At 68.3% G+C, this 21008-nt stretch carries 21 protein-coding genes; 7 read left to right on the top strand and 14 right to left on the bottom strand.

Annotation, left to right across the window (positions count from 1 at the left end):
• Positions 1-7: 7 nt before the first annotated feature.
• Positions 8-601 carry a transcriptional regulator BetI gene (betI, locus tag FG99_RS13735; RefSeq protein ID WP_043270284.1) on the bottom strand — a complete coding sequence of 198 codons (594 nt, stop codon included), beginning with the start codon at positions 599-601 and terminating at the stop codon, positions 8-10.
• A 460-nt stretch (positions 602-1061) separates the two neighbouring features.
• Here betI and FG99_RS13730 point away from each other — a divergent pair, with 460 nt between their 5' ends.
• Positions 1062-1622, top strand: a complete 561-nt coding sequence (locus FG99_RS13730; RefSeq protein ID WP_024128866.1) for an HdeD family acid-resistance protein — start codon at positions 1062-1064, stop codon at positions 1620-1622.
• Positions 1615-1794 carry a hypothetical protein gene (locus FG99_RS13725; protein WP_043270282.1) on the top strand — a complete coding sequence of 60 codons (180 nt, stop codon included), beginning with the start codon at positions 1615-1617 and terminating at the stop codon, positions 1792-1794. The genes FG99_RS13730 and FG99_RS13725 overlap by 8 nt, the downstream gene beginning before the upstream one ends.
• Positions 1795-1859: 65 nt before the next feature.
• Here FG99_RS13725 and FG99_RS13720 read toward each other — a convergent pair whose 3' ends face one another.
• Positions 1860-3326, bottom strand: coding sequence for a MocR-like pyridoxine biosynthesis transcription factor PdxR (locus tag FG99_RS13720; protein WP_043270281.1), 1467 nt, complete (start codon positions 3324-3326; stop codon positions 1860-1862).
• Positions 3327-3431: 105 nt separating this feature from the next.
• On the opposite strand from FG99_RS13720, the gene FG99_RS13715 reads away from it, so the two are divergent.
• The 3 genes from FG99_RS13715 to FG99_RS13705 all read left to right on the top strand — a co-directional run bounded on the left by FG99_RS13715 (position 3432) and on the right by FG99_RS13705 (position 5573).
• Positions 3432-3881, top strand: a complete 450-nt coding sequence (locus FG99_RS13715) for a GNAT family N-acetyltransferase (protein WP_043270279.1) — start codon at positions 3432-3434, stop codon at positions 3879-3881.
• A 13-nt stretch (positions 3882-3894) separates the two neighbouring features.
• Entirely contained in the window at positions 3895-4578 is a 684-nt protein-coding gene (locus FG99_RS13710) for a GNAT family N-acetyltransferase (protein WP_043270277.1), read from the top strand.
• 83 nt (positions 4579-4661) lie between these two features.
• A complete protein-coding gene (locus FG99_RS13705) occupies positions 4662-5573 on the top strand; it encodes a D-hexose-6-phosphate mutarotase (RefSeq protein WP_043270275.1) in 912 nt (303 codons plus the stop codon).
• Between the two features lie 371 nt (positions 5574-5944).
• On the opposite strand, the gene FG99_RS13700 is transcribed toward FG99_RS13705, so the two are convergent.
• The 4 genes from FG99_RS13700 to purE all read right to left on the bottom strand — a co-directional run bounded on the left by FG99_RS13700 (position 5945) and on the right by purE (position 8581).
• On the bottom strand, positions 5945-6487 hold the full coding sequence (locus FG99_RS13700) for a DUF3299 domain-containing protein (protein WP_043270273.1): 543 nt from the start codon (positions 6485-6487) through the stop codon (positions 5945-5947).
• Positions 6488-6636: 149 nt separating this feature from the next.
• The gene (locus tag FG99_RS13695; RefSeq protein ID WP_009614240.1) at positions 6637-6882 is read right to left on the bottom strand and encodes a GlsB/YeaQ/YmgE family stress response membrane protein; all 246 of its coding nucleotides are present in this window, start codon (positions 6880-6882) and stop codon (positions 6637-6639) included.
• A gap of 113 nt (positions 6883-6995) precedes the next feature.
• Positions 6996-8081: a 5-(carboxyamino)imidazole ribonucleotide synthase gene (locus FG99_RS13690; RefSeq protein ID WP_009614242.1), complete on the bottom strand. Its 1086-nt coding sequence runs from the start codon at positions 8079-8081 to the stop codon at positions 6996-6998.
• Positions 8082-8089: 8 nt separating this feature from the next.
• Positions 8090-8581 carry a 5-(carboxyamino)imidazole ribonucleotide mutase gene (purE, locus tag FG99_RS13685; RefSeq protein WP_009614245.1) on the bottom strand — a complete coding sequence of 164 codons (492 nt, stop codon included), beginning with the start codon at positions 8579-8581 and terminating at the stop codon, positions 8090-8092.
• Between the two features lie 309 nt (positions 8582-8890).
• On the opposite strand from purE, the gene adhP reads away from it, so the two are divergent.
• Positions 8891-9925, top strand: coding sequence for an alcohol dehydrogenase AdhP (gene adhP, locus FG99_RS13680; RefSeq protein WP_043270271.1), 1035 nt, complete (start codon positions 8891-8893; stop codon positions 9923-9925).
• A gap of 139 nt (positions 9926-10064) precedes the next feature.
• Here the strand turns inward: adhP and FG99_RS13675 are convergent, their stop codons facing one another.
• Entirely contained in the window at positions 10065-10979 is a 915-nt protein-coding gene (locus FG99_RS13675) for a LysR substrate-binding domain-containing protein (RefSeq protein ID WP_009614249.1), read from the bottom strand.
• A gap of 222 nt (positions 10980-11201) precedes the next feature.
• Here FG99_RS13675 and FG99_RS13670 point away from each other — a divergent pair, with 222 nt between their 5' ends.
• Positions 11202-12626, top strand: coding sequence for an aspartate ammonia-lyase (locus tag FG99_RS13670; RefSeq protein WP_009614250.1), 1425 nt, complete (start codon positions 11202-11204; stop codon positions 12624-12626).
• A gap of 461 nt (positions 12627-13087) precedes the next feature.
• On the opposite strand, the gene FG99_RS13665 is transcribed toward FG99_RS13670, so the two are convergent.
• The 7 genes from FG99_RS13665 to FG99_RS13635 all read right to left on the bottom strand — a co-directional run bounded on the left by FG99_RS13665 (position 13088) and on the right by FG99_RS13635 (position 21001).
• A complete protein-coding gene (locus FG99_RS13665; RefSeq protein WP_009614251.1) occupies positions 13088-13387 on the bottom strand; it encodes a cell division protein ZapA in 300 nt (99 codons plus the stop codon).
• On the bottom strand, positions 13384-13614 hold the full coding sequence (locus FG99_RS13660; protein WP_009614252.1) for a hypothetical protein: 231 nt from the start codon (positions 13612-13614) through the stop codon (positions 13384-13386). The genes FG99_RS13665 and FG99_RS13660 overlap by 4 nt, the downstream gene beginning before the upstream one ends.
• A gap of 261 nt (positions 13615-13875) precedes the next feature.
• Positions 13876-14649: an electron transfer flavoprotein subunit beta gene (locus FG99_RS13655; protein WP_043270269.1), complete on the bottom strand. Its 774-nt coding sequence runs from the start codon at positions 14647-14649 to the stop codon at positions 13876-13878.
• 78 nt (positions 14650-14727) lie between these two features.
• Positions 14728-15960: an electron transfer flavoprotein subunit alpha gene (locus FG99_RS13650; protein WP_043270267.1), complete on the bottom strand. Its 1233-nt coding sequence runs from the start codon at positions 15958-15960 to the stop codon at positions 14728-14730.
• 289 nt (positions 15961-16249) lie between these two features.
• Positions 16250-18232 (bottom strand): dimethylglycine demethylation protein DgcB, encoded by a 1983-nt coding sequence (dgcB, locus tag FG99_RS13645; RefSeq protein ID WP_043270265.1) that lies wholly within the window; start codon positions 18230-18232, stop codon positions 16250-16252.
• 103 nt (positions 18233-18335) lie between these two features.
• Positions 18336-20396: a dimethylglycine demethylation protein DgcA gene (gene dgcA, locus FG99_RS13640; protein ID WP_043270263.1), complete on the bottom strand. Its 2061-nt coding sequence runs from the start codon at positions 20394-20396 to the stop codon at positions 18336-18338.
• Positions 20397-20470: 74 nt separating this feature from the next.
• Positions 20471-21001, bottom strand: a complete 531-nt coding sequence (locus FG99_RS13635; RefSeq protein WP_009614265.1) for a DUF5943 domain-containing protein — start codon at positions 20999-21001, stop codon at positions 20471-20473.
• Positions 21002-21008: the final 7 nt, after the last annotated feature.

Raw genomic sequence — 21008 nt, 5'->3', positions numbered from 1 at the left:
GCGCCCGCTATCCGGTGCGCTTGGCCAGTTGTTGGTCGAGATAGTCGTAGGCGATAGCCAGCGCCTGCTCGGTGTCGAAGGCATCGCCCGACAGCGCGCCGCGCAGCCACAGGCCGTCGATCAGCGCAGCCAGGCCGCGGGCGGCGCGGCGCGCCTGGTCCAGCGGCAGCTCGCGGCGGAACTGGCAGCACAGGTTGGAATACAGCCTGTGGTCGTTGATCCGCTGCAGCCGGCGCAGGGACGGCTGGTGCATGCTGCTGGCCCAGAACGCCAGCCAGGTCTTCATGGCCGGGCCGTTGACCTGGCTGTTGTCGAAGTTGCCGGCGACGATCGCCCGCAGGTGGGCGCGCGGATCGTCGGTTCGCAGGCTAGCGCGACGCTCGCGCACGGCCTTGCTCAAAGCCGACATCAGATGCCGCATCGTCGCCTCCAGGAGGCCGTTCTTGTCCTGGAAGTAGTGGCTGATGATGCCGTTGGAGACCCCCGCCAGGCGGGCGATCAGGGCGATGCTGGCGTCGCTCATGCCGACCTGGTCCACGGCCTCGAGGGTGGCGTGGATCAGTTGCGAACGGCGAATCGGCTGCATACCGACCTTGGGCATATTGATATCTCTCCTCACGCGGGACATGGCTGTGCCGTCCGGCGTCATTGTGGACCAGTCTATTTTGTTTTTATTGAACGTTCAATCAACTAAGAATAAGCTGCGCTCCGTGAACCCTCCCGAGCCCCTGCGTGCAAGCGGGCCCGAGCCGTTCATCACCGCGATGCGTTCCAGGGGGCAAGGATCGCAGAATCCTGCCCGGAAGTGTCGCGGCGGCAATGCTGTGTTCGGCCTGCACAAGGCCATGCGCGCCGACTACGAGCGCCTGCACGGCCCGCGCCCGGAGCCGGCGGCGAGCTGGCGGCCGGCTGATCCAAGGCTCCCCGGTGGCGTCCCGCACGACGCCACCCGCCTGCCCATGGCAGGCCCTTTCGCCCGGCCCTGCGCCGGGCTTTCTTTTAGCGCCGGCCCTATGGCGCGGGGCTGCTATGGTTTCTGGCGAACCCCGCTGGAGAAAACCATGAACGATCATCCCCTGTGGCAAGCCCTGGGCCGGCACTGGAAATGGATCGCCCTGCGCGGCGTGGCCGCGGTGCTGTTCGGCGTGCTGGCCATCGCCTGGCCGGGCATCGCCCTCACCGTGCTGGTCATCGTCTGGGGCGCCTATGCCTTCGTCGACGGTGTGTTCACCCTGATCGCCGCGGCCAGCATGCGCGAGTCGCAACGGCCGATCTGGCCGCTGTGGCTGGTCGGCGCGCTGGGCGTGCTGGCCGGCCTGGTGGCGTTCTTCTGGCCGGCGCTGACGGCGCTGGGCCTGCTGATGCTGATCGCCGGCTGGGCGCTGGCCACCGGCGTGCTGCAGATCATCGCCGCCTTCCGCCTGCGCAGGAGCCTGGCCAACGAATGGTGGCTGGGGCTGTCGGGCGCGCTGTCAGTGCTGTTCGGCGTGCTGATGATCGCCAACCCCGGCGCCGGCGCGGTGGCCGTGGTCTGGGTGATCGGCGCCTACGCGCTGTTCTTCGGCGTGCTGCTGATCCTGCTCGCGCTGCGCCTGCGCAAGACCTCGACCTTCGATGCCTGAGGCGCGCGACTGGTGCCTGTGGCGCCTGGACGACAACGGCAACCGCTTCGTCGTGCGCCGCGGCCTGAGCCGCGACGAGGCCGAGGCCCTGGCTCTTGAGTACCAGGGCCGCGGGCACAAGCAGACCTACTGGGCCGAGCGCGAGGAAAAGCCCCCGCATGGCACGACGTAGGATGGGTGGAGCGCAGCGATACCCATCGCCATGCCCGCATGGGTTTCGCCAAGGCTCAACCCATCCTACGAAAGCGGAAGGTGCCAGGCCTTGCGCAGGGCCTTCAGGGCTTCGGCTATGCGCGCCTCGGGTACGGCGGCGAAGCCCATCACCAGGCCGGCGCGCTCGTCTTCAGGCCCCGTCGATTCGGGCAGCCAGTAGTCGCTCAGCGCGTTGACCTCCACCCCCGCCTGCAGCGCACGCTCCACCAGCCAGCGCTCGCGCTCGCGGCTTTCCACCCGCACGCACAGGTGCAGCCCCGCCTCCACCGGCGGCATGGGCGCGCAGCCGGGCACCTCCGGCCAGCCGCGCAGCAGGGCGTCGCGCCGCGCCCGGGCGGCCCGGCGCATCCGTCGCACGTGGCGCTGGAAGTGGCCTTCGGCGATGAAGTCGGCCATCACCCGTTGGGTGCCGACTTCCGAGTGCCGCACGTCGAGGGCGCGGCGCCGGGCGAAGGCCTCGGCCAGGGCCGGCGGCACCACCAGGTAGCCCAGGCGCAGCGCGGGAAAGGCGATCTTGCAGAAGGTGCCGACGTAGAGCACGCGCTGCTGGCGGTCGAGCGCCGCCAGCGGCATCAGCGGAGTGCCGGCGTAGCGGTATTCGCCGTCGTAGTCGTCCTCGACTATCCAGCCGCCGCTGCGCTCGGCCCATTCCAGCAGGGCCAGGCGCCGCGCCAGCGACAGGGTGACGCCGGTGGGGTACTGGTGCGAAGGGGTGAGGTAGACCAGCCGACAGTCCGGCAGCTCGCGCAACTGCTCGGTGCGCAGGCCCTCCCCGTCCACCGCCACCCCGTGCAGGTGCGCGCCGGCAGTGGCGAAGGCATGGCCGGCGGCGCGATAGCCGGGGTTCTCGATGGCCACGTGGTCGCCCTCGGCGAGCAGCACCTGGGCGCACAGGGCGATGGCCTGCTGCGCGCCGCTGGTGACTATTATCTGCCCCGCCTCGCAATGCAGGCCGCGCGCGCTGCGCAGGTAGGCGGCGATCAGCTCGCGCAGGCGCCATTCGCCGGCGGCGTCGCCATAGCCCAGGCAGTCCGCCGGCGGCTCGCGCCAGAAACGCGCCTGCAACCGCGCCCAGGTCTCGAAGGGAAACAGATCGAAGGCCGGCACGCCGACGCGGAAGGCCCGCGGCGCGCCTTGCGGCGGCCTGGGCAGGTGGTGCCGTTGCAGGCGTTCCAGCGCCGCCACCTCGGGCACCTTGCCGGGTTGCGGGGCGGGCGCGCTGCGCGGCTGCACGCGTTCGGCGACGTAGGTGCCATCGCCGGTGCGGCCTTCGATGTAGCCCTCGGCGTAGAGCTGCTCGTAGGCGCGCACCACGGTATTGCGCGAAACGCCCAGGGCGGCGGCCAGGTCACGGCTGGCCGGCAGCCGCGAGCGTGCGGCGAGGCGGCCGTCGAGGATGCGTTCGCGCAGCGCCTGGAACAGCTGCTGGCCCAGCCCCCTGGCAGGGTCCAGGCGGATGCCGGACGGGTCGAAAGGCAGCGGGGCGTTCATGGCGGGCTCCGGAAATGGCTCCTCGAATTGGACCATGAATGGCTCTTTAGCGGAACCAATTCCCGCTCTAGTCTGGCACCAGACCCCAAGGACAAAGGCCACCCCATGACCGCACCGCTCGAAATCCGCCTCGTCGGCACCGACGACCACGCCGCCTGGCTGCCGCTCTGGCAGGGCTACCAGCGCTTCTACAAGACCGTGATCGACGAAGCCACCAGCGCCGTCACCTGGCAGCGCTTCCTCGACCCCGCCGAGCCCATGCACGCCGCCCTCGCCTGGCGCGACGGCGAGGCCATCGGCATGGTCCACTACATCTTCCACCGCTCCTGCTGGACCCAGGGCGACTACGTCTACCTGCAGGACCTCTACGTCCACGAAGGCCTGCGCGGCGGCGGCGTCGGCCGCGAGCTGATCGAGCACGTCTATGCCGCGGCCCGCGCAGCCGGCGCCTCGCGGGTGCACTGGCTGACCCACGAGAGCAACACCGACGCCATGCACCTGTACGACCGGATCGCCGACCGCTCCGGCTTCGTGCAGTACCGCAAGATTCTCTGACCGGAGCGCGACCATGACCGACACCCAACCCGCCCTGCACTGGCAAGCGGTGCCCGCCCCGGCCCGGGAAACCCTGAACGGCCGCTACCTCGACCTGGAGCCGCTGGACGCCGCGCGCCACGGCGACGACCTGTGGGAAGCCCTGCAAGGTCCGGAATCCGACCCCGTGCTGTGGGACTACCTGCCCTACGGCCCCTTCCCCGAGCGCGCCGCCTTCGATGCCTGGATCGCCGGCAACGCCGCCAGCGCCGACCCGCAGTTCTACGCCGTGCGCGAGCGCAACAGCGGCCGCGTCACCGGCCTGCTGAGCTTCCTGCGCATCACCCCCAAGGACGGCGTGATCGAGATCGGCCACATCGCCTTCGGCCGCGTCATGCAGCGCAGCCCGGCCTCCACCGAGGCGGTGTACCTGCTGGCCCGGCGCGCCTTCGAGCTGGGCTACCGGCGCCTGGAATGGAAGTGCAACGCGCTGAACGCGCGTTCCATGCGCGCCGCCGAGCGCCTGGGCTTCACCTACGAGGGCACCTTCCGCCAGCACATGGTGATCAAGGACCGCAACCGCGACAGCGCCTGGTTCTCCATCCTCGACAGCGAGTGGCCGACGCGCCAGGCGGCCTTCGAAGCCTGGCTCGACGCGGCCAACTTCGACGCCCAGGGGCGCCAGAAGCACAGCCTGGAAAGCCTGCGCCAGGGCTGAAAAAAGCCTTTTCGGGGAACTGCCCGGCCGCCGGGGGATCGGTGATACTGAATCCTTTCCCCTTGCTGTGCCGGAGGCCCCCCATGAGCAGCCCCTACATCACCCCCCGCGTCGAGCAGACCACCATCGACGAGCTGCCCTGCTGGCGCATCCACACCGAATTCGGCGAAGCGCTGATCGCCCAGCAGGGCGCCCAGTTGCTCAGCTACCAGCCCCACGAGCAGCCGCCGCTGGTGTGGCTCAGCGAGCAGGCCGGGTACAAGCGCGGCCAGTCCCTGCGCGGCGGCGTGCCGGTGTGCTGGCCGTGGTTCGGCGAGCTGGCGCGCAACCCGGTGCAGGTGCGCACCGAATACGCAGGCGACCAGCCGCCGGCCCACGGCCTGGTGCGCGGCATCGACTGGCAACTGGACGACATCGCCGACGAACAGGGCGCGCTGTCCGTGCACTGGAAGCTCGACGCCCGGCAGGGCCTGCCAGGCTGGGCCCACTCCGCCGAACTGAGCCTGGTGATGCGCTTCGGCGAACGCCTGGGCCTGGAACTGACCACCCGCAACCTCGGCGACAGGCCGCTGGCCCTGAGCCAGGCGCTGCACACCTACTTCGCCGTCAGCGACGTTCGCCAGGTGAGCGTCGACGGCCTGCAGGGCTGCCGCTATATCGAGACGCTGGAGAACTGGGAGGAACGCCGCCAGGACGGCGTGGTGCGCATCCAGGGCGAGACCGACCGCATCTACCTGGACGTCGACCGGCCCCTGGTGATCCGCGATCCGCAGTGGCAGCGCGGCATCCACATCCATGCCGGGCACTCGCGCTCGGCGGTGCTGTGGAATCCCTGGGTGGACAAGGCGCAACGCCTGTCGCAGTTCGCCGACGATGCCTGGCAAAGGATGTTGTGCATCGAGACGGCAAGGGTGTGGGACGACGTGCTGAGCGTGGCGCCGGGGCGGAGCGAGACGATGAGCGTGGAGATCTGGAGCGAAGGGCTGGAGGGTTAGGGCTGCGCTTTTCGTAGGATGGGTTGAGCTTGCGAAACCCATGCGGTGGTGGTGATGGGTATCGCTTCGCTCAACACCATCCTACGGGGCCTTGTGCTTGCCCAAGCGAGTGGGGTCTATCGGCCAGGTTCGGTGCTGGGCCTGAAGAGCGCCCTCTCCCTAACCCTCTCCCTGAAGGGAGAGGGGACTGTTCGGAGTGCTTGGGTATTTCGGAGTCAGCCGGCTAGCGCAGAGATTGCCGGCTGAAACCATTCCTCCTCTCGGCACGGACTGGCCCCCTCTCCCTTCAGGGAGAGGGCTGGGGAGAGGGAGCGGAGTCAACCCAACACACCAGCGCATCCGGGAAACACCGTTCGCGAGCAAGCTCGCTCCTACAGATCGCTATCCTGCACCGCCCGCACCTTGGCTTCGTCCATCGCGTAGGCCGCATCCGCCATCTCGTTGCTGACCTTCTCCACCTTCAGCTTGCCGGTCACCCACAGCGGGCTGTAGATGTCGTCGATCTTCATGCCCTTGGGGTAGCGCACCAGCACGATCTGGTTCGGCGGCGGCGGCGGTACGTGGATGCAGGCGCCCGGGTAGGGCACCAGGAAGAATTCGGTGACGCGGCCCTTGGCGTCGTTCTCCAGGGGCACCGGATAACCGCCGAGGCGGATCTGCTTGCCGTCCAGCGCGGCGACCGTCTTGGTCGAGAACATCACCGGCGGCAGCTTGCCCTTCTGCTTCAGGCCGCCCTGCTTCTGGGTGAAGGTGCCGGCGGCTTCCGGGCTGTTGTGGTCGATCTCGGGCATTTCCTCCAGCGCCTTGCGGTCGCTGGGCGGCATCAGTTGCAGCCAGTCGGTTTCCGGGATGTCGGCGGCATGGGCCAGGCCGGTGAGCAGCACGAGGCTGCAGGCGAGCAGGGTACGGCGCATGAAAGGGCTCTCGGGCGCCGGCAGCGGGCGCCCACGCAACGGGAAGACGGCGGATGATCTTCACCGCCCGCCCGGGCCGGGCGAGCGGGAATCGGCGCACATTCTTGGGGATCGCCGGGCAAATGACCAGCGCTACCCGGCGTGGAGCCTCAGTTCTTCTTCACGAAGGCGTAGATGACCAGCAGGATCACCGCGCCGACCACCGCGCCGATGAACCCGGCGGCCTGCCCGGCCTGGTAGATGCCCAGGGCCTGGCCGCCGTAGGTGGCCAGCAGCGAGCCGCCGATGCCCAGCAGAATGGTCATGATCCAGCCCATGCTGTCGTCCCCCGGCTTCAGGAAACGGGCGATGAGGCCGACGATCAGGCCGATGACGATGGTTCCGATTAAACCCATGGCTTTCCCTCCTGTGGATGGACGCGCCAACCGGCGCGCCCCTTGTCAGACAGTGTAGGAAAGCCTGGCGTTCCGTGCGGCCGCCCGCCATGAGAAGCGGGCGGCCAGGCGCGTCAGCCCTTGCCGATAAGGGCCTCGACTTCGCCGATGCGCGCCTTGAGGGTGGCCAGGTCCTTGCTGCGCAGGGTGGCGTGGCCGACCTTGCGCCCGGCCTTGAAGGCCTTGCCGTAGTGGTGCAGATGGCAGTCGGCGATGGCCAGCACCTTTTCCACCGGCGGCACTTCGCCGATGAAGTTGAGCATGGCGCTCTCGCCCACCTTGGCGGTGGAGCCCAGCGGCAGGCCGGCCACGGCGCGCAGGTGGTTCTCGAACTGGCTGCACTCGGAGCCTTCGATGGTCCAGTGCCCGGAGTTGTGCACGCGCGGGGCGATCTCGTTGGCCTTCAGGCCGCCGTCCACCTCGAAGAACTCGAAGGCCAGCACGCCGACGTAGTCCAGCTTGTCCAGCACGCGGCCGACGTAGTCCTCGGCCAGAGCCTGCAGCGGGTGCTCGCTGCTGGCCACGGACAGGCGCAGGATGCCGTTCTCGTGGGTGTTGTGCACCAGCGGGTAGAAGCGCGTCTCGCCGTCGCGGGCGCGCACCGCCACCAGCGAGACTTCGCCGGTGAAGGGCACGAAGCCTTCGAGGATGCAGGGCACGCTGCCCAGCTCGGCGAAGGCGCCGGCCACGTCCTCGGGCTTGCGCAGGACCTTCTGGCCCTTGCCGTCGTAGCCCAGGGTGCGCGTCTTGAGCACCGCCGGCAGGCCGATGCCGGCCGCGGCGGCGTCGAGGTCGGCCTGGGACTGGATGTCGGCGAAGGCCGGGGTGGGAATGCCCAGGTCCTTGAACATCGACTTCTCGAACCAGCGGTCGCGGGCGATGCGCAGCGCGGAGGCCGAGGGGTAGACCGGGACGAACTGCGAGAGGAAGGCCACGGTCTCGGCCGGCACGCTCTCGAACTCGAAGGTCACCAGGTCCACTTCGTCGGCCAGTTGGCGCAGGTGGTCCTGGTCGCTGTAGTCCGCGCGGATGTGCTCGCCCAGGGCCTGGGCGCAGGCGTCCGGCGCTGGGTCGAGGAAGGCGAAATCCATGCCCAGCGGGGTGCCCGCCAGGGACAGCATGCGGCCCAGCTGGCCGCCACCGATGACACCGATCTTCATGGTTCTGCTCAGGCCTCGCGGGGGTCGGGGTTGTCCAGCACCGAGGTGGTCTGCTCGGTGCGGAAGCGCTTGAGCGCGTCGTGGTACTGCGGGTGCTTGCCGCCGAGGATGCTCGCCGCCAGCAGCGCGGCGTTGATGGCGCCGGCCTTGCCGATGGCCAGGGTGGCGACCGGCACGCCGCCGGGCATCTGCACGATGGACAGCAACGAATCGACGCCCGAGAGCATGGACGACTGCACCGGCACACCGAGCACCGGCAGGTGCGTCTTGGCCGCGCACATGCCCGGCAGGTGGGCGGCGCCGCCGGCGCCGGCGATGATCACCTCGATGCCGCGGCCTTCGGCCTCTTCGGCGTACTGGAACAGCAGGTCCGGGGTGCGGTGGGCGGAAACCACCTTCACTTCATGGGGGATGCCCAGCTTGTCCAGCATGTCCGCGGTGTGACTAAGGGTGCTCCAGTCGGACTTGGAGCCCATGATCACGCCAACCAGTACGCTCATCGTCGTGCCTCTTGGTGGTGCGCGTGCCGCGCGTCAAAAACCAACAAGCCACGCATTCCGGTCCCGGGCGTGGCTTGTACATGGACGAACCGACGAGCGGGGCCGGTTCGGAGGCGGCGCAGTATACCGCAAGGCCGCGCCGTTCGTGGAGTCCGTGCGCGGGCCGTTGGGCGGGTGCTGCCAAGGGATGAGGCGCCCCGCCTTTGCTCCAGCTCAATATCGCCTAGGCTCAAGGGCTCAGACTGATGCAACCCGCGGCGCAGACCGGTTTTCGCCCGCCCCCGTTCGTTTGCACAAGGAGAGCTTGCCATGTCCTCGACCCTGCCCCAGACCATGAAAGCGGCAGTGGTGCACGCCTTCGGCGCGCCGCTGCGCCTGGAAGAAGTGAAGGTGCCGCTGCCCGGCCCCGGCCAGATCCTGGTGAAGATCGAGGCCTCCGGCGTCTGCCACACCGACCTGCACGCCGCCGAGGGCGACTGGCCGGTGAAGCCGAGCCTGCCGTTCATTCCCGGCCACGAGGGCGTCGGCTACGTCGCCGCGGTGGGCGCCGGGGTGACCCGGGTGAAGGAAGGCGACCGCGTCGGCGTGCCCTGGCTGTACACCGCCTGCGGCTGCTGCGAGCACTGCCTGACCGGCTGGGAAACCCTCTGCACGCAGCAGCAGAACACCGGCTACTCGGTGAACGGCGGCTACGCTGAATACGTGCTGGCCGACCCGAACTTCGTCGGCCACCTGCCCAAGGGCATTGGCTTCACCGAAATCGCCCCGATCCTCTGCGCGGGCGTCACCGTGTACAAGGGCCTGAAGGAAACCAAGGCACGCCCCGGCCAGTGGGTGGCCATCTCCGGCATCGGCGGCCTGGGCCACGTCGCGGTGCAGTACGCCAAGGCCATGGGCCTGCACGTGGTGGCGGTGGACGTGGACGACGCCAAGCTGGAGCTGGCGCGCAAGCTCGGCGCCAGCCTGACCATCAACGCGAAGAAGGAAAACCCGGTGGAAGTGGTCCAGCGCGACATCGGCGGCGCCCATGGCGTGCTGGTGACGGCGGTGTCCAACAGCGCCTTCGGCCAGGGCATCGGCATGGCCCGCCGCGGCGGCACCATCTCCCTGGTCGGCCTGCCGCCGGGCGACTTCCCCACGCCGATCTTCGACGTGGTGCTCAAGGGCCTGCACATCACCGGCTCCATCGTCGGCACCCGCGCGGACCTGCAGGAAGCGCTGGACTTCGCTGGCGAGGGACTGGTGAAGGCGACGGTAAGCGCCGGGAAGCTGGACGACATCAATGCCATCCTCGACAGGATGCGCGCCGGGCAAATCGAAGGGCGGATCGTCGTCGAGATGTAGGCCACACGCCTTGTAGGATGGCGTTGAGCGCAGCGATACCCATCATCGCCGGTCGATGGGTATCGCAAGCTCAACCCATCCTACGTCTTCAGGGCAAGCTCCGTTCGCGAGCAAGCTCGCTCCTACACAAAGCCCCGCCTCAGGCGGTCTCCCCGAGCCCCAGGCCGCCCTCCAGCTTGCGCCACAGCAAACGGATCTGCGCCTTGCGCACCAGGGCGCAGCGGTACAGGCGGATTTCCTGCGGCACCACCCAGTGCGGGCCGCCGCACACTGCCAGCTCGCCGCGGGCCAGTTCGGCCTCCATGCTCAGGCGCGGCACCCAGGCCACGCCCATGCCCTGCAGCGCCATGCTCTTCAGGCTGTCGGCCATGGCCGTCTCGTAGACCGTGGTGTAGCGCAGGTTGCGCTGGCGCAGCAGCAGGTTGACGCCGCGACCGAGGAAGGCGCCGGCGCTGTAGGCCAGCAGCGGCACGCTCTGGCCGCTGTCGAGGTCGTACAGCGGCAGGCCGGCGGAGTTCACCGCGCATACCGGGAGCATCTCGGTGCGGCCCAGGTGCAGCGAGGGGAACACTTCCGGGTCCATCTGCAGCGCCGCGTCCGGGTCGTAGAAGGCCAGCATCAGGTCGCAGCCGCCCTCGCGCAGCAGGTGCACGGCCTCGCCGACGTTAGTCGCCACCAGGCGGCTGGCGATGTTCAGGCCCTCGGCGCGCAGCCGGGCGATCCACGCCGGGAAGAAGCCCAGGGCCAGGGAGTGCGCGGCGGCGAACTGCAGCACCTCGCCCTGCCCGCCTTCCAGGTGGTGCAGGTGGCGCACCACCTGGCCGAGCTGCTCGACCACCGCGCGCGCGGTGACCAGGAACAGCTGGCCGGCCTCGGTCAGCTCGATGGGCGTGCGCTGGCGGTTCACCAGGGTCAGCCCGAGGGCGTCCTCCAGGCTGCGGATGCGCCGGCTGAAGGCCGGCTGGGTGACGAAGCGCTTTTCCGCGGCCTGGGAGAAGCTGCGGGTGGTGGCCAGGGTGCTGAAGTCCTCAAGCCATTTGGTTTCCAGGTTCACGTCGTCTCCTCCCGGCGCGGCGGGATGGTCTTGATCGATCGGTCAGTGGATGAACGGGCGCGCGTAGCATGGCCATACGCTCGCCGTCATCAGGTCGTCACAGAATACATTATGCCGTTTGTGCATGAGACAGCTTCCAACAGCATTGGCCGACGATCGGCGAAATCCCTAGTCTAGTGGGCATCGCGGCGCTGGCCGTGTTCTCCTGAGAAAAATCTCATCATGTCCCCTGTTGCATCGTTCCGCATCGAGAAAGACCTCCTCGGCACCCTCGAAGTACCTTCTGACGCCTACTACGGCATCCAGACCCTGCGCGCTGTGAACAACTTCCGCCTTTCCGGTGTGCCGCTGTCGCACTACCCGAAGCTGGTCGTCGCCCTGGCGATGGTCAAGCAGGCCGCGGCCGATGCGAACCACAAGCTGGGCCACCTGCCCGGCGAGAAACACGCCGCCATCAGCGAAGCCTGCGCTCGCCTGATCCGCGGTGACTTCCACGACCAGTTCGTGGTGGACATGATCCAGGGTGGCGCCGGTACCTCCACCAACATGAACGCCAACGAGGTGATCGCCAACATCGCCCTGGAAGCGATGGGCCACGCCAAGGGCGAGTACAAGTACCTGCACCCGAACAACGACGTGAACATGGCGCAGTCGACCAACGACGCCTACCCGACCGCCATCCGCCTGGGCCTGCTGCTGGGCCACGACACCCTGCTGGCCAGCCTCGACAGCCTGATCCAGGCCTTCGCCGCCAAGGGCGAGGAGTTCGCCAACGTACTGAAGATGGGCCGCACCCAGCTGCAGGACGCGGTGCCCATGACCCTCGGCCAGGAATTCCACGCCTTCGCCACCACCCTGGGCGAAGACCTCGACCGCCTGCGCCGCCTGGCCCCGGAACTGCTGACCGAAGTGAACCTCGGCGGCACCGCCATCGGCACCGGCATCAACGCCGACCCCGGCTACCAGCACCTGGCCGTGGAACGCCTGGCCGCCATCAGCGGCCAGCCGCTGAAGCCGGCCGCCGACCTGATCGAGGCCACCTCGGACATGGGCGCCTTCGTGCTGTTCTCCGGCATGCTCAAGCGCACCGCGGTCAAGCTGTCGAAAATCTGCAACGACCTGCGCCTGCTCTCCAGCGGCCCGCGCACCGGCATCAACGAGATCAACCTGCCGCCGCGCCAGCCGGGCAGCTCGATCATGCCGGGCAAGGTCAACCCGGTGATCCCGGAGGCGGTGAACATGTGCGCCTTCGAGATCATGGGCAACGACCTGGCGCTGACCATCGCCGCCGAGGGCGGCCAGCTGCAGCTGAACGTGATGGAGCCGCTGATCGCCTACAAGATCTTCGACTCGATCCGCCTGCTGCAACGCGCCATGGACATGCTGCGCGAGCACTGCATCACCGGCATCACCGCCAACGTCGAGCGCTGCCACCAGTTGGTGGAGCACAGCATCGGCCTGGTCACCGCGCTGAACCCGTACATCGGCTACGAGAACGCCACCCGCATCGCCAAGGTGGCGCTGGAAACCGGCCGCGGCGTGCTGGAACTGGTGCGCGAGGAGAAGCTGCTGGACGAGGCCACCCTGGCCGACATCCTGCGCCCGGAAAACATGATCGCCCCGCGCCTGATTCCCCTGCGCGCCTGATCCATCGCCCGGCGCGAGCCGGGCACGACTCACCGGTCGAGGGGCAGTACCCGCCTCTCACCCTTCAGGGATGGGCTATCCCCCGTCCCTTCTTTTATGCCCGGCGCGACGGGACTTCCCGCAGCGCCATGTCTCACCGGTCGAGAGGATATTCAGCCCTCTCTCCATTCATAGGGACGCCACGGATTGTGGTGTCCCTTTTTTTTCGGCTGGGGTTTGGGGGTGGCTGCTGCTTTTCGTAGGAGCGAGCTTGCTCGCGAACGGGGCTGGCCGGTGAGAAAGAGCACCCTCTCCCTAACCCTCTCCCTGAAGGGAGAGGGGACCGTACGGTGTCTGCGGATATTCTGGAGTCAGCCGGCGAGCGGCATATCTTCCGCGGGCACGGCCTGGCTCCCTCTCCCTTCAGGGAGAGGGCGGGGGGAGAGGGGCTCTATTCCCGAGCACAAAGGCCCGGCAAGAAATCAATCCTGCGCCTGCAAATGCGCACGAATACGCCGATTGAGCGCCGCAAGACGCTCCACCGCACGTTCGTCACCCTCTTCAGCCTCCCCCCGCGGCGCCAGCTGGCGGGCGCACAGGTTCAAGGCACTGAGCAGCAACAGCTCGTTGCTGGTGACGTAGGGGAATTTCTGCTTGGCGGCGGCGATCTCCGCCTGCAACAGGGCGGCGGCCTCCTGCAGGGCGCGCTCCTCGCCGGCCGGCGCCTTGACGCTGTAGTCGCGGCCGAGGATGCGCAGGACGCGCACGCCGTCGTCGCTCATGCGCTGGCGCGGCTGTCGCTGACGCGGCGGACCAGGGCCTGCAGGCGCACGGCGGTGGCGTTGTGCTTCTCTTCCTGCTCCATCAGTTGCAGTTGCAGGGCGTCGTTGTCTTCGCTGGCCTTGCCGAGGCTGTCGCGCAGTTGGGCGTTGTCGTCGGCCAGTTGCTTGTTCTGCTGCAGCAGCTCAGCCACCAGTTGTTCGAGCTGTTCGATAGTGCTGTCGAGCATGGGAGTCTCCGAGGCCGTGGTAAAGGTCGCGGAGGATAAAGAAAAGTCGCCTGTGCGGCCAGGGAAATACACGCTTTCCTGACGGAAAGTATGCTGTCAATTCAATAGCTTAGACGCTGAATTTCGTGAGCTTTCAGCGACTTGGCCGCGGGTGGAACTTCCGTAGGATGGGTTGAGCTTGCGATACCCATCGCCGCGGCCTGATGGGTATCGCTTCGCTCAACCCATCCTACGAAGAGCGCATCGACGCAGCCGGCAAGTTCAGCGGATCACGCCTTCCTCGCGCAGCAGCTTGAAGATGGCTTCGGCGCCGGCCTCCGGGGCCAGGTCCTTGAGCACCTGGCCGGTGCCGCCGGAGGCCTTGGCGGTGGCGGCCTTCATGCGTTCGGCGCCGGTCTTGGCCTTGATCACCTTGAGCCGCTTGGGCCGCGGGCGCGCCGGTTGCAGGCTGCCGGCGGCGAGCAGGTCGTCCTCGACGACCTCCACCTCGTGGGCCTCGATGAAGCCACGGCGGGCCGGGCCGAAGGCGCTCTGGCGCGCCACCGGGGCGGCGTTGTCGACGCTGGCGACGAAGGGCAGGCGCACCTTCAGCCGGCGCCGCTGGCCGCGCGGCAGGGCCTGCAGCACCTGGGCGCTGCCGCCCTCGACCTTCTCCACCTCGGCCAGGCCCACCACCAGCGGCCAGCCCAGGCGTTCGGCGAGCAGGAACGGCAGCATGCCGGAGCCTTCGCCGGTCTCGGCCTGGCTGCCGGTGAGCACCAGTTGCGCGCCAGCGCCGCCGAGGTAGTCGACCAGCGCCGGCAAGGCGTCGGCGCCGGCTGGTTGTTCCAGCACCGCCAGCTCGTCCAGGCCCATGCCCAGATAGCTGCGCAGCGCCTCTTCCTGCGGGTTGCCGGCGTGCAGCACCTGCAGGCGCTTGCCGGCCAGGCGCAGGCCCAGCTCGACGGCGCGGGCATCCTGCTCGGCGCGGCGGGCGCGGCCGGAAGCGGGGTGGGCGCCGATGGAGACCAGGGTGACGATGTTCAGGTCGGTCATTGTTCGTACCTATGGATAAGGACCAGCACCGTGCTGCGCTCTTGCTTGAAGCCTACAGCTTGAAGCTTGCAGCCGCTTTCAAGCCGCATCCCGCGCCCCTCCCTGCCGGTACTCCTCGGCCAGGCGGACCAGCGCCTGGAGAATCGCCGTGGAATCGCCAATCACCGAAAGGTCGGCGCGTTTGATCATGTCGCAGCCGGGGTCCATGTTCACCGCCACCACCTTGTCGCAGGCGCCGATGCCTTGCAGGTGCTGGATGGCGCCGGAGATGCCCACCGCCAGGTAGACCCGCGCGGTGACCCAGGTGCCGGTGGCGCCGACCTGGCGGTTGCGCGGCATGTGGCCGTCGTCCACCGCCACCCGCGAGGCGCCTTCGGTGGCGCCCAGGGCCGCGGCGGCGCGGTGGAACAGGTCCCAGTCGCGCACGCCGTTGCCGCCGGAGAGGATGAACTCGGCCTCGGCCATGGGAATCTGCGCCGGGTCCACAGCCACCGGGCCGAGGTCCTCGATGCGCGGCAGGTTGCGCGCTACGCCGCCTTCCAGGGCGACCGGGCGGGCCTCGTGGCGCGTCTCGCTGACCGGCTCGGCGCACTCGGCGGCGGCCAGGATCAGGCGCACCAGCGGCCGCTGCAGGTCCTGCTGGCCGGCGCCGGCGCGGCCGATGCAGCGCTCGCCCTCGGCCTGCCAGACGCGGGTGGCCGGGCGTTCGCCGAGGCTGGCGGCCAGGCGCCGGCCCAGTTCGCCGCCACCGGTGCGGCTATCGGGCAGCAGCCAGTGGCGCGGCACGAACTGGCCGTCCACGGCGCGCAGCGCCAGCACCCGCTGCTCCGGGGCGTAGCCTTCGTATTCGTCGCCCTCGACCTGCAGCAGGCGGTCGACGCCGGCGGTGTCGAAGGCGCTTTCCTTGTGTTCGCCGAAGACGATGGCCAGCACCGCGCCCGCGTCGCCGGCGAGCTTGCGGGCCAGGCCCAGCAGGTCGCGATCGTGGCTGGAGAGGCGGCCGCCGACCATGTCCGGCACCACGGCGATGTAGAACGCCGGTTGCTCGATGACCTGCAGCGGCAGCTGCACCACTTCCGGCGCGCTGGAGCGCTTGCCGACTGTGCCCTGCTGGCCGCCGGAGCGGTCGATGCGCTTGACGCCGTTGGGACCGATGAAGCCAACGGCGTGGAGGTTCTTGCGGATCAGGCCGTTGGGGCCCATCCAGCGCACCTCGCCGCCCTGGGCGGACTGCATGGCCGCGTGCAGCGGGTGCAGGCGGTTGCGGGCGATCCACTCGGCGCGTGGGTCGCGGCGGATGATGTCGCTCATGGCAGAACCTCCGGCAGGCCTGGGCTTTTCGTAGGAGCGAGCTTGCTCGCGAACCTTTCGGCATCGAAGCTCGGGCTACCCTCTCCCCCCGCCCTGGCTGCGCGCCCCGCTCCGAAGGGAGAGGGAGCTACCCGAGCTTCCCTGTAAGTAATGGCGCAGCGAGCAACCCGGCTAAAGCCGATGTCCGCCGTGGCAGAGACGGTCCCCTCTCCCTTCAGGGAGAGGGTTAGGGAGAGGGCCTGCGGACTCACAGTCAACACAGGACCCAAAGGGAGGAATACCGCTCTCATCAATGCACCCCCACCACTTCTTCCCGCTTAACCGCCGCCGGCTTTTTTGCCGGCGCCTCCGCGCTCTCGATCAGCACCTCCGCCACCAACTCGGCGATGTCCTTGATCTCCGGCCGCGGCGCCACCACGCCTTCGAGCATCGCGGTGCACTGCGGGCAGCCCACGGCCACCAGTTCGGCGCCGGTTTCCTTGATGTCGACCATGCGCATGTCCGGAATCCGTTGCTTGCCGGGGATATCGGTGATGGGCGCGCCGCCACCACCGCCGCAGCAGCGCGAGCGGAAGCCGGAGCGTTGCATCTCCTTCACCTCGATGCCGATGGCCTTGAGTACGTTGCGCGGCGCCTCGTACTCGCCGTTGTAGCGGCCCAGGTAGCAGGGGTCGTGGTAGGTCACGCTGTCGGCCTTGCTCTGGCCCAGTTGCAGCGCGCCGCTCTTCACCAGTTCGTCGATGAAGGTGGTGTGGTGCAGCACTTCGTAGCTGCCGCCCAGGGCGCCGTATTCGTTCTTCAGCACATGGAAGCTGTGCGGGTCGCAGCTGACGATGCGCTTGAAGCGGTACTGCGCCAGGGTGGCGATATTGCGTTTGGCCAGGTTCTGGAAGGTCGCCTCGTCGCCCAGGCGGCGGGCCACGTCGCCGCTGTCGCGCTCTTCCAGGCCGAGCACGGCGAAGTCCACTTTCGCCGCCTTGAGGATCTTCACGAAGGCGCGCAGAGTGCGCTGGTTGCGCATGTCGAAGGCGCCGTCGCCGACCCAGAACAGCACGTCGGCCTGCTTCTGCTCGCTCATCAGCGGCAGGTTCAGGTCGGCCGCCCAGTTCAGCCGGCCGCCGGGGGCGAAGCCGCCGGGGTTGTCGGTGGCGATCAGGTTCTCCAGCACCTCGGCGCCCTTGTTCGGGGTGGCGCCCTTTTCCAGGGTGAGGTGGCGGCGCATGTCGACGATGGCGTCGACGTGCTCGATCATCATCGGGCATTCCTCGACGCAGGCGCGGCAGGTGGTGCACGACCACAGCGTCTCGGCATCCACCAGGGCCTTGCCTTCCAGCGCGACTATGGGCAGGTGCGGGCCGCCGCTGTGTTCGCCGAGGGGCTTGCCCGGGTAAGGCGAGCCGGCGAACTTGGCGTCGTTGCCGCCGGCCAGGCCGATGACCATGTCCTGGATCAGCTTCTTCGGGTTCAGCGGCTGGCCGGCGGCGAAGGCCGGGCACATGGCCTCGCACTTGCCGCACTGCACGCAGGCGTCGAAGCCGAGCAGCTGGTTCCAGGTGAAGTCGGTGGGCTTTTCCACGCCCAGCGGTGCCATGGGATCGCTGAGGTCGAGGGCCTTGAGGCCGGTGGAGCGGCCGCCGCGCCCATCTTTTCTGGAGAACCGTTCGGCGCGACGGTGCCAGGCCAGGTGCAGGGCGCCGGCGAAGGCGTGCTTCATCGGCCCGCCCCAGGTCATGCCGAAGAACAGCTCGGACACGCCCCAGGCCACGCCGATGGCGAGGATGGCCGCCAGGAACCAGCCACCGAAACCTTCGGGAAGGATGCCGGCCACGGGCAGCGTGGCGATGAAGAAGCTCGCCGAGAACATCAGCAGGCTCTTCGGCAGGCGCATCCACGGGCCCTTCGACAGCCGCGACGGCGGGTCGAGGCGGCGCTTGGCGACGAACAGCGCGCCGCCGAACATCAGCGCCGTGGCCGCCAGCAGGGCGAAGCCGAGGATCCGGCTGTGCAGGCCGAAGCCGTGCACGACAATGGCCAGCAGCGCCGCCAGGACGAAGCCGCCGGCGGTGGCCACGTGGGTCCTGGACATGTACCTGTCGCGCTCGACCACATGGTGCAGGTCCACCAGGTAGCGCCGCGGCATGGCCAGCAGGCCGCCGAGCCAGTCGACTGGCGCGGGCCGGCCACGGCGCCACATGGCGAAGCGCTTCACGGCGCCCAGCACGGCGAGTGCCAGGGCGGCGAAGAGCAGGAGGGGAAGAATGATATTCAGCATTGCAGCTCACCCGGTTGGGGGAGCCGGAAGCTGGAAGCTGGAAGCTGGAAGCGGTTCGGGCCGCCCTTCGCTTCCAGCTTCAAGCCTCCAGCTTCAAGCTTCTTTAAAAGTCCTTGCACAACCGCAGCGCGTCGTAGATCGCCGCGTGGGTGTTGCGCTGGGCCACGCAGTCGCCGATGCGGAACAGCAGGTAGCCGTCGCCCGGCTCGCTGAGGCACGGCTGCGGCTTGATCGCGAACAGCGCCTCGACGTCGATCTGGCCCTTGTTGCGCGAGCCCTGCTTGAGCGCGTAGTACAGGCTCTCGTCCGGGCGCACGCCGTTCTCCACCACCACCTGGTCGACCACCCGCTCCTCTTTCGCGCCGGTGTATTCGTTCTCCAGCACCGCCACCAGCTTGTCGCCCTCGCGGTAGACCTTTTCCAGCATCAGGTCGCCGGTCATGATCACTTCCTTGGGGTACATGCTGCGGTAGTAGGTGGGGAAGGTGGTGCCGCCGATGGCCACGCCGGGCTTGATGTCGTCGGTGACGATCTCCACCAGCGCGCCCTTGTCGGCGAGGAAGTCGGCCACCGACATGCCGCTGAACTCGCAGATGGTGTCGTAGACCAGCACGTTCTTGCCGGGGGCGACCTTGCCGTCGAGGATGTCCCAGCTGCTCACCACCAGGCCTTCGGCGGCGCCCCAGTGTTCGTTCTGCTCGAGGAACGGATGGCCGCCGTTGGCCAGCACCACCACGTCCGGGCGCAGGTCGAGGATGGTGTCGGCATCGGCGCCGGTGCCCAGGCGCAGGTCGATGCCCAGGCGCGCCAGCTCCAGTTGGTACCAGCGGGTGATGCCGGCGATCTGGTCGCGCTGCGGCGCTTTCGAGGCGGTGGTGATCTGCCCGCCGAGCTGGTCCTTCTTCTCGAACAGGGTCACGTCGTGGCCACGCTCGGCCGCCACCCGCGCGGCTTCCATCCCGGCCGGGCCGCCACCGACGACCACGACCTTGCGCTTCACGCCGGTGGTCTTCTCGATGATGTGCGGCACGCCCATGTATTCGCGGCTGGTGGCGGCGTTCTGGATGCACAGCACGTCCAGGCCCTGGTACTGGCGGTCGATGCAGTAATTGGCGCCGACGCACTGCTTGATCTGGTCGACCTGGCCCATCTTGATCTTGGCGATCAGGTGCGGGTCGGCGATGTGCGCGCGGGTCATGCCGACCATGTCCACGTAGCCGCCTTCGAGGATGCGCGTGGCCTGGTTTGGGTCCTTGATGTTCTGCGCGTGCAGCACCGGCACGTTGACCACTTCCTTGATGCCCGCCGCCAGGTGCAGGAAGGGCTCCGGCGGGTAGGTCATGTTGGGGATGACGTTGGCCAGGGTGTTGTGGGTGTCGCAGCCGGAACCGACCACGCCGATGAAGTCGAGCATGCCGGTGTCGCTGTAGTACTTGGCGATCTGCTTCATGTCCTCGTGGGACAGGCCGTCGGGGTGGAACTCGTCGCCGCAGATGCGCATGCCGACGCAGAAGTCATCGCCCACCTCGGCGCGCACGGCCTTGAGCACTTCCAGGCCGAACTTCATGCGGCCCTCGAAGGTGCCGCCCCATTCGTCGGTGCGCTTGTTGACCCGCGGGCTCCAGAACTGGTCGATCATGTGCTGGTGCACGGCGGACAGCTCGACGCCGTCCAGGCCGCCTTCCTTCGCCCGGCGCGCAGCCTGCGCGTAGTTGCCGATCACCCGCCAGATCTCTTCGGGCTCGATGGTCTTGCAGGTGGCGCGGTGCACCGGCTCGCGGATGCCCGAGGGCGACATCAGCGTCGGCCAGTTGAAGCCGTCCCAGCGCGAGCGGCGGCCCATGTGGGTAATCTGGATCATGATCTTGGCCCCATGCTTGTGCATGGCGTCGGCCAGGTTCTGGAAGTGCGGGATGATGCGGTCGGTGGACAGGTTCACCGAGCTCCACCACTCCTGCGGGCTGTCGATGGCGACCACCGAGGAACCGCCGCAGATGGCCAGGCCGATGCCGCCCTTGGCCTTCTCCTCGTAGTACTTCACGTAGCGCTCGGTGGTCATGCCGCCGTCGGTGGCATAGACCTCGGCGTGGGCGGTGGAGAGCACGCGGTTGCGGATGGTCAGCTTGCCGATCTGGATCGGCTGGAACATTGCCTCGAAAGCCATTGCGGCATCCTCACGGGATCAGAGGTTTCTTGTTGTGGTGGCGGCCGGCGGGCCGCCTGTGCCGAAGTCGTGGATTAGAGCGGCTTGACGATGAACAGGCCGTCGTCGTGGCCGTCTTCCGAACCGCTGTAGACCTGCTCGGCCACGGTGCGGATGCTGCTGCCGCGGGCCTGGAGAATCTGGTCCATGGCGCCGGCGAACCAGCCGGTGAACATGTAGTCGACCTTGCGGTTGACCTTGCCGTACACGTACACGAAGGCAGAGTGCTTCAGGCGCACCTGGGCGGTGCCCTTGTCGAGGTCGATCTGCTCGATCTGGAACAGGCCCCAGCCGCGCTGCGACAGGCGCTTCATGTAGTGCTCGAACACCGCCACGCCTTCGATGCCGTGGCATTCGGCCTCTTTCTCGCACCAGTGCCAGGCGGACTTGTAGCCGGCCTTGTAGAGGATTTCGGCATAGCGCTCGGCGCCCAGCTCTTCCTCGATGCCCATGTGGTTGTTGACGAAGAAGTGCCGCGGCACGTAGAGCATCGGCAGGGCGTCGGTGGTCCAGACGCCGGTTTCGCTGTCGACTTCGATGGGCAGTTCGGGGGCGTGTTTGGCCATGGTTCGG

This window comes from Pseudomonas sp. AAC, assembly GCF_000725445.1.
Taxonomy (GTDB): domain Bacteria; phylum Pseudomonadota; class Gammaproteobacteria; order Pseudomonadales; family Pseudomonadaceae; genus Pseudomonas; species Pseudomonas citronellolis.
This window is presented reverse-complemented; position numbering and strand designations above follow the sequence as displayed.

Excerpts from the sequence above, each read along its gene's own strand:
- betI (WP_043270284.1), bottom strand. The coding sequence starts at position 601 with ATGCCCAAGGTCGGTATGCAGCCGATTCGCCGTTCGCAACTGATCCAC.
- FG99_RS13730 (WP_024128866.1), top strand. The coding sequence starts at position 1,062 with ATGAACGATCATCCCCTGTGGCAAGCCCTGGGCCGGCACTGGAAATGG.
- FG99_RS13725 (WP_043270282.1), top strand. The coding sequence starts at position 1,615 with ATGCCTGAGGCGCGCGACTGGTGCCTGTGGCGCCTGGACGACAACGGC.
- FG99_RS13720 (WP_043270281.1), bottom strand. The coding sequence starts at position 3,326 with ATGAACGCCCCGCTGCCTTTCGACCCGTCCGGCATCCGCCTGGACCCT.
- FG99_RS13715 (WP_043270279.1), top strand. The coding sequence starts at position 3,432 with ATGACCGCACCGCTCGAAATCCGCCTCGTCGGCACCGACGACCACGCC.
- FG99_RS13710 (WP_043270277.1), top strand. The coding sequence starts at position 3,895 with ATGACCGACACCCAACCCGCCCTGCACTGGCAAGCGGTGCCCGCCCCG.
- FG99_RS13705 (WP_043270275.1), top strand. The coding sequence starts at position 4,662 with ATGAGCAGCCCCTACATCACCCCCCGCGTCGAGCAGACCACCATCGAC.
- FG99_RS13700 (WP_043270273.1), bottom strand. The coding sequence starts at position 6,487 with ATGCGCCGTACCCTGCTCGCCTGCAGCCTCGTGCTGCTCACCGGCCTG.
- FG99_RS13695 (WP_009614240.1), bottom strand. The coding sequence starts at position 6,882 with ATGGGTTTAATCGGAACCATCGTCATCGGCCTGATCGTCGGCCTCATC.
- FG99_RS13690 (WP_009614242.1), bottom strand. The coding sequence starts at position 8,081 with ATGAAGATCGGTGTCATCGGTGGCGGCCAGCTGGGCCGCATGCTGTCC.
- purE (WP_009614245.1), bottom strand. The coding sequence starts at position 8,581 with ATGAGCGTACTGGTTGGCGTGATCATGGGCTCCAAGTCCGACTGGAGC.
- adhP (WP_043270271.1), top strand. The coding sequence starts at position 8,891 with ATGTCCTCGACCCTGCCCCAGACCATGAAAGCGGCAGTGGTGCACGCC.
- FG99_RS13670 (WP_009614250.1), top strand. The coding sequence starts at position 11,202 with ATGTCCCCTGTTGCATCGTTCCGCATCGAGAAAGACCTCCTCGGCACC.
- FG99_RS13665 (WP_009614251.1), bottom strand. The coding sequence starts at position 13,387 with ATGAGCGACGACGGCGTGCGCGTCCTGCGCATCCTCGGCCGCGACTAC.
- FG99_RS13660 (WP_009614252.1), bottom strand. The coding sequence starts at position 13,614 with ATGCTCGACAGCACTATCGAACAGCTCGAACAACTGGTGGCTGAGCTG.
- FG99_RS13655 (WP_043270269.1), bottom strand. The coding sequence starts at position 14,649 with ATGACCGACCTGAACATCGTCACCCTGGTCTCCATCGGCGCCCACCCC.
- FG99_RS13650 (WP_043270267.1), bottom strand. The coding sequence starts at position 15,960 with ATGAGCGACATCATCCGCCGCGACCCACGCGCCGAGTGGATCGCCCGC.
- dgcB (WP_043270265.1), bottom strand. The coding sequence starts at position 18,232 with ATGCTGAATATCATTCTTCCCCTCCTGCTCTTCGCCGCCCTGGCACTC.
- dgcA (WP_043270263.1), bottom strand. The coding sequence starts at position 20,396 with ATGGCTTTCGAGGCAATGTTCCAGCCGATCCAGATCGGCAAGCTGACC.
- FG99_RS13635 (WP_009614265.1), bottom strand. The coding sequence starts at position 21,001 with ATGGCCAAACACGCCCCCGAACTGCCCATCGAAGTCGACAGCGAAACC.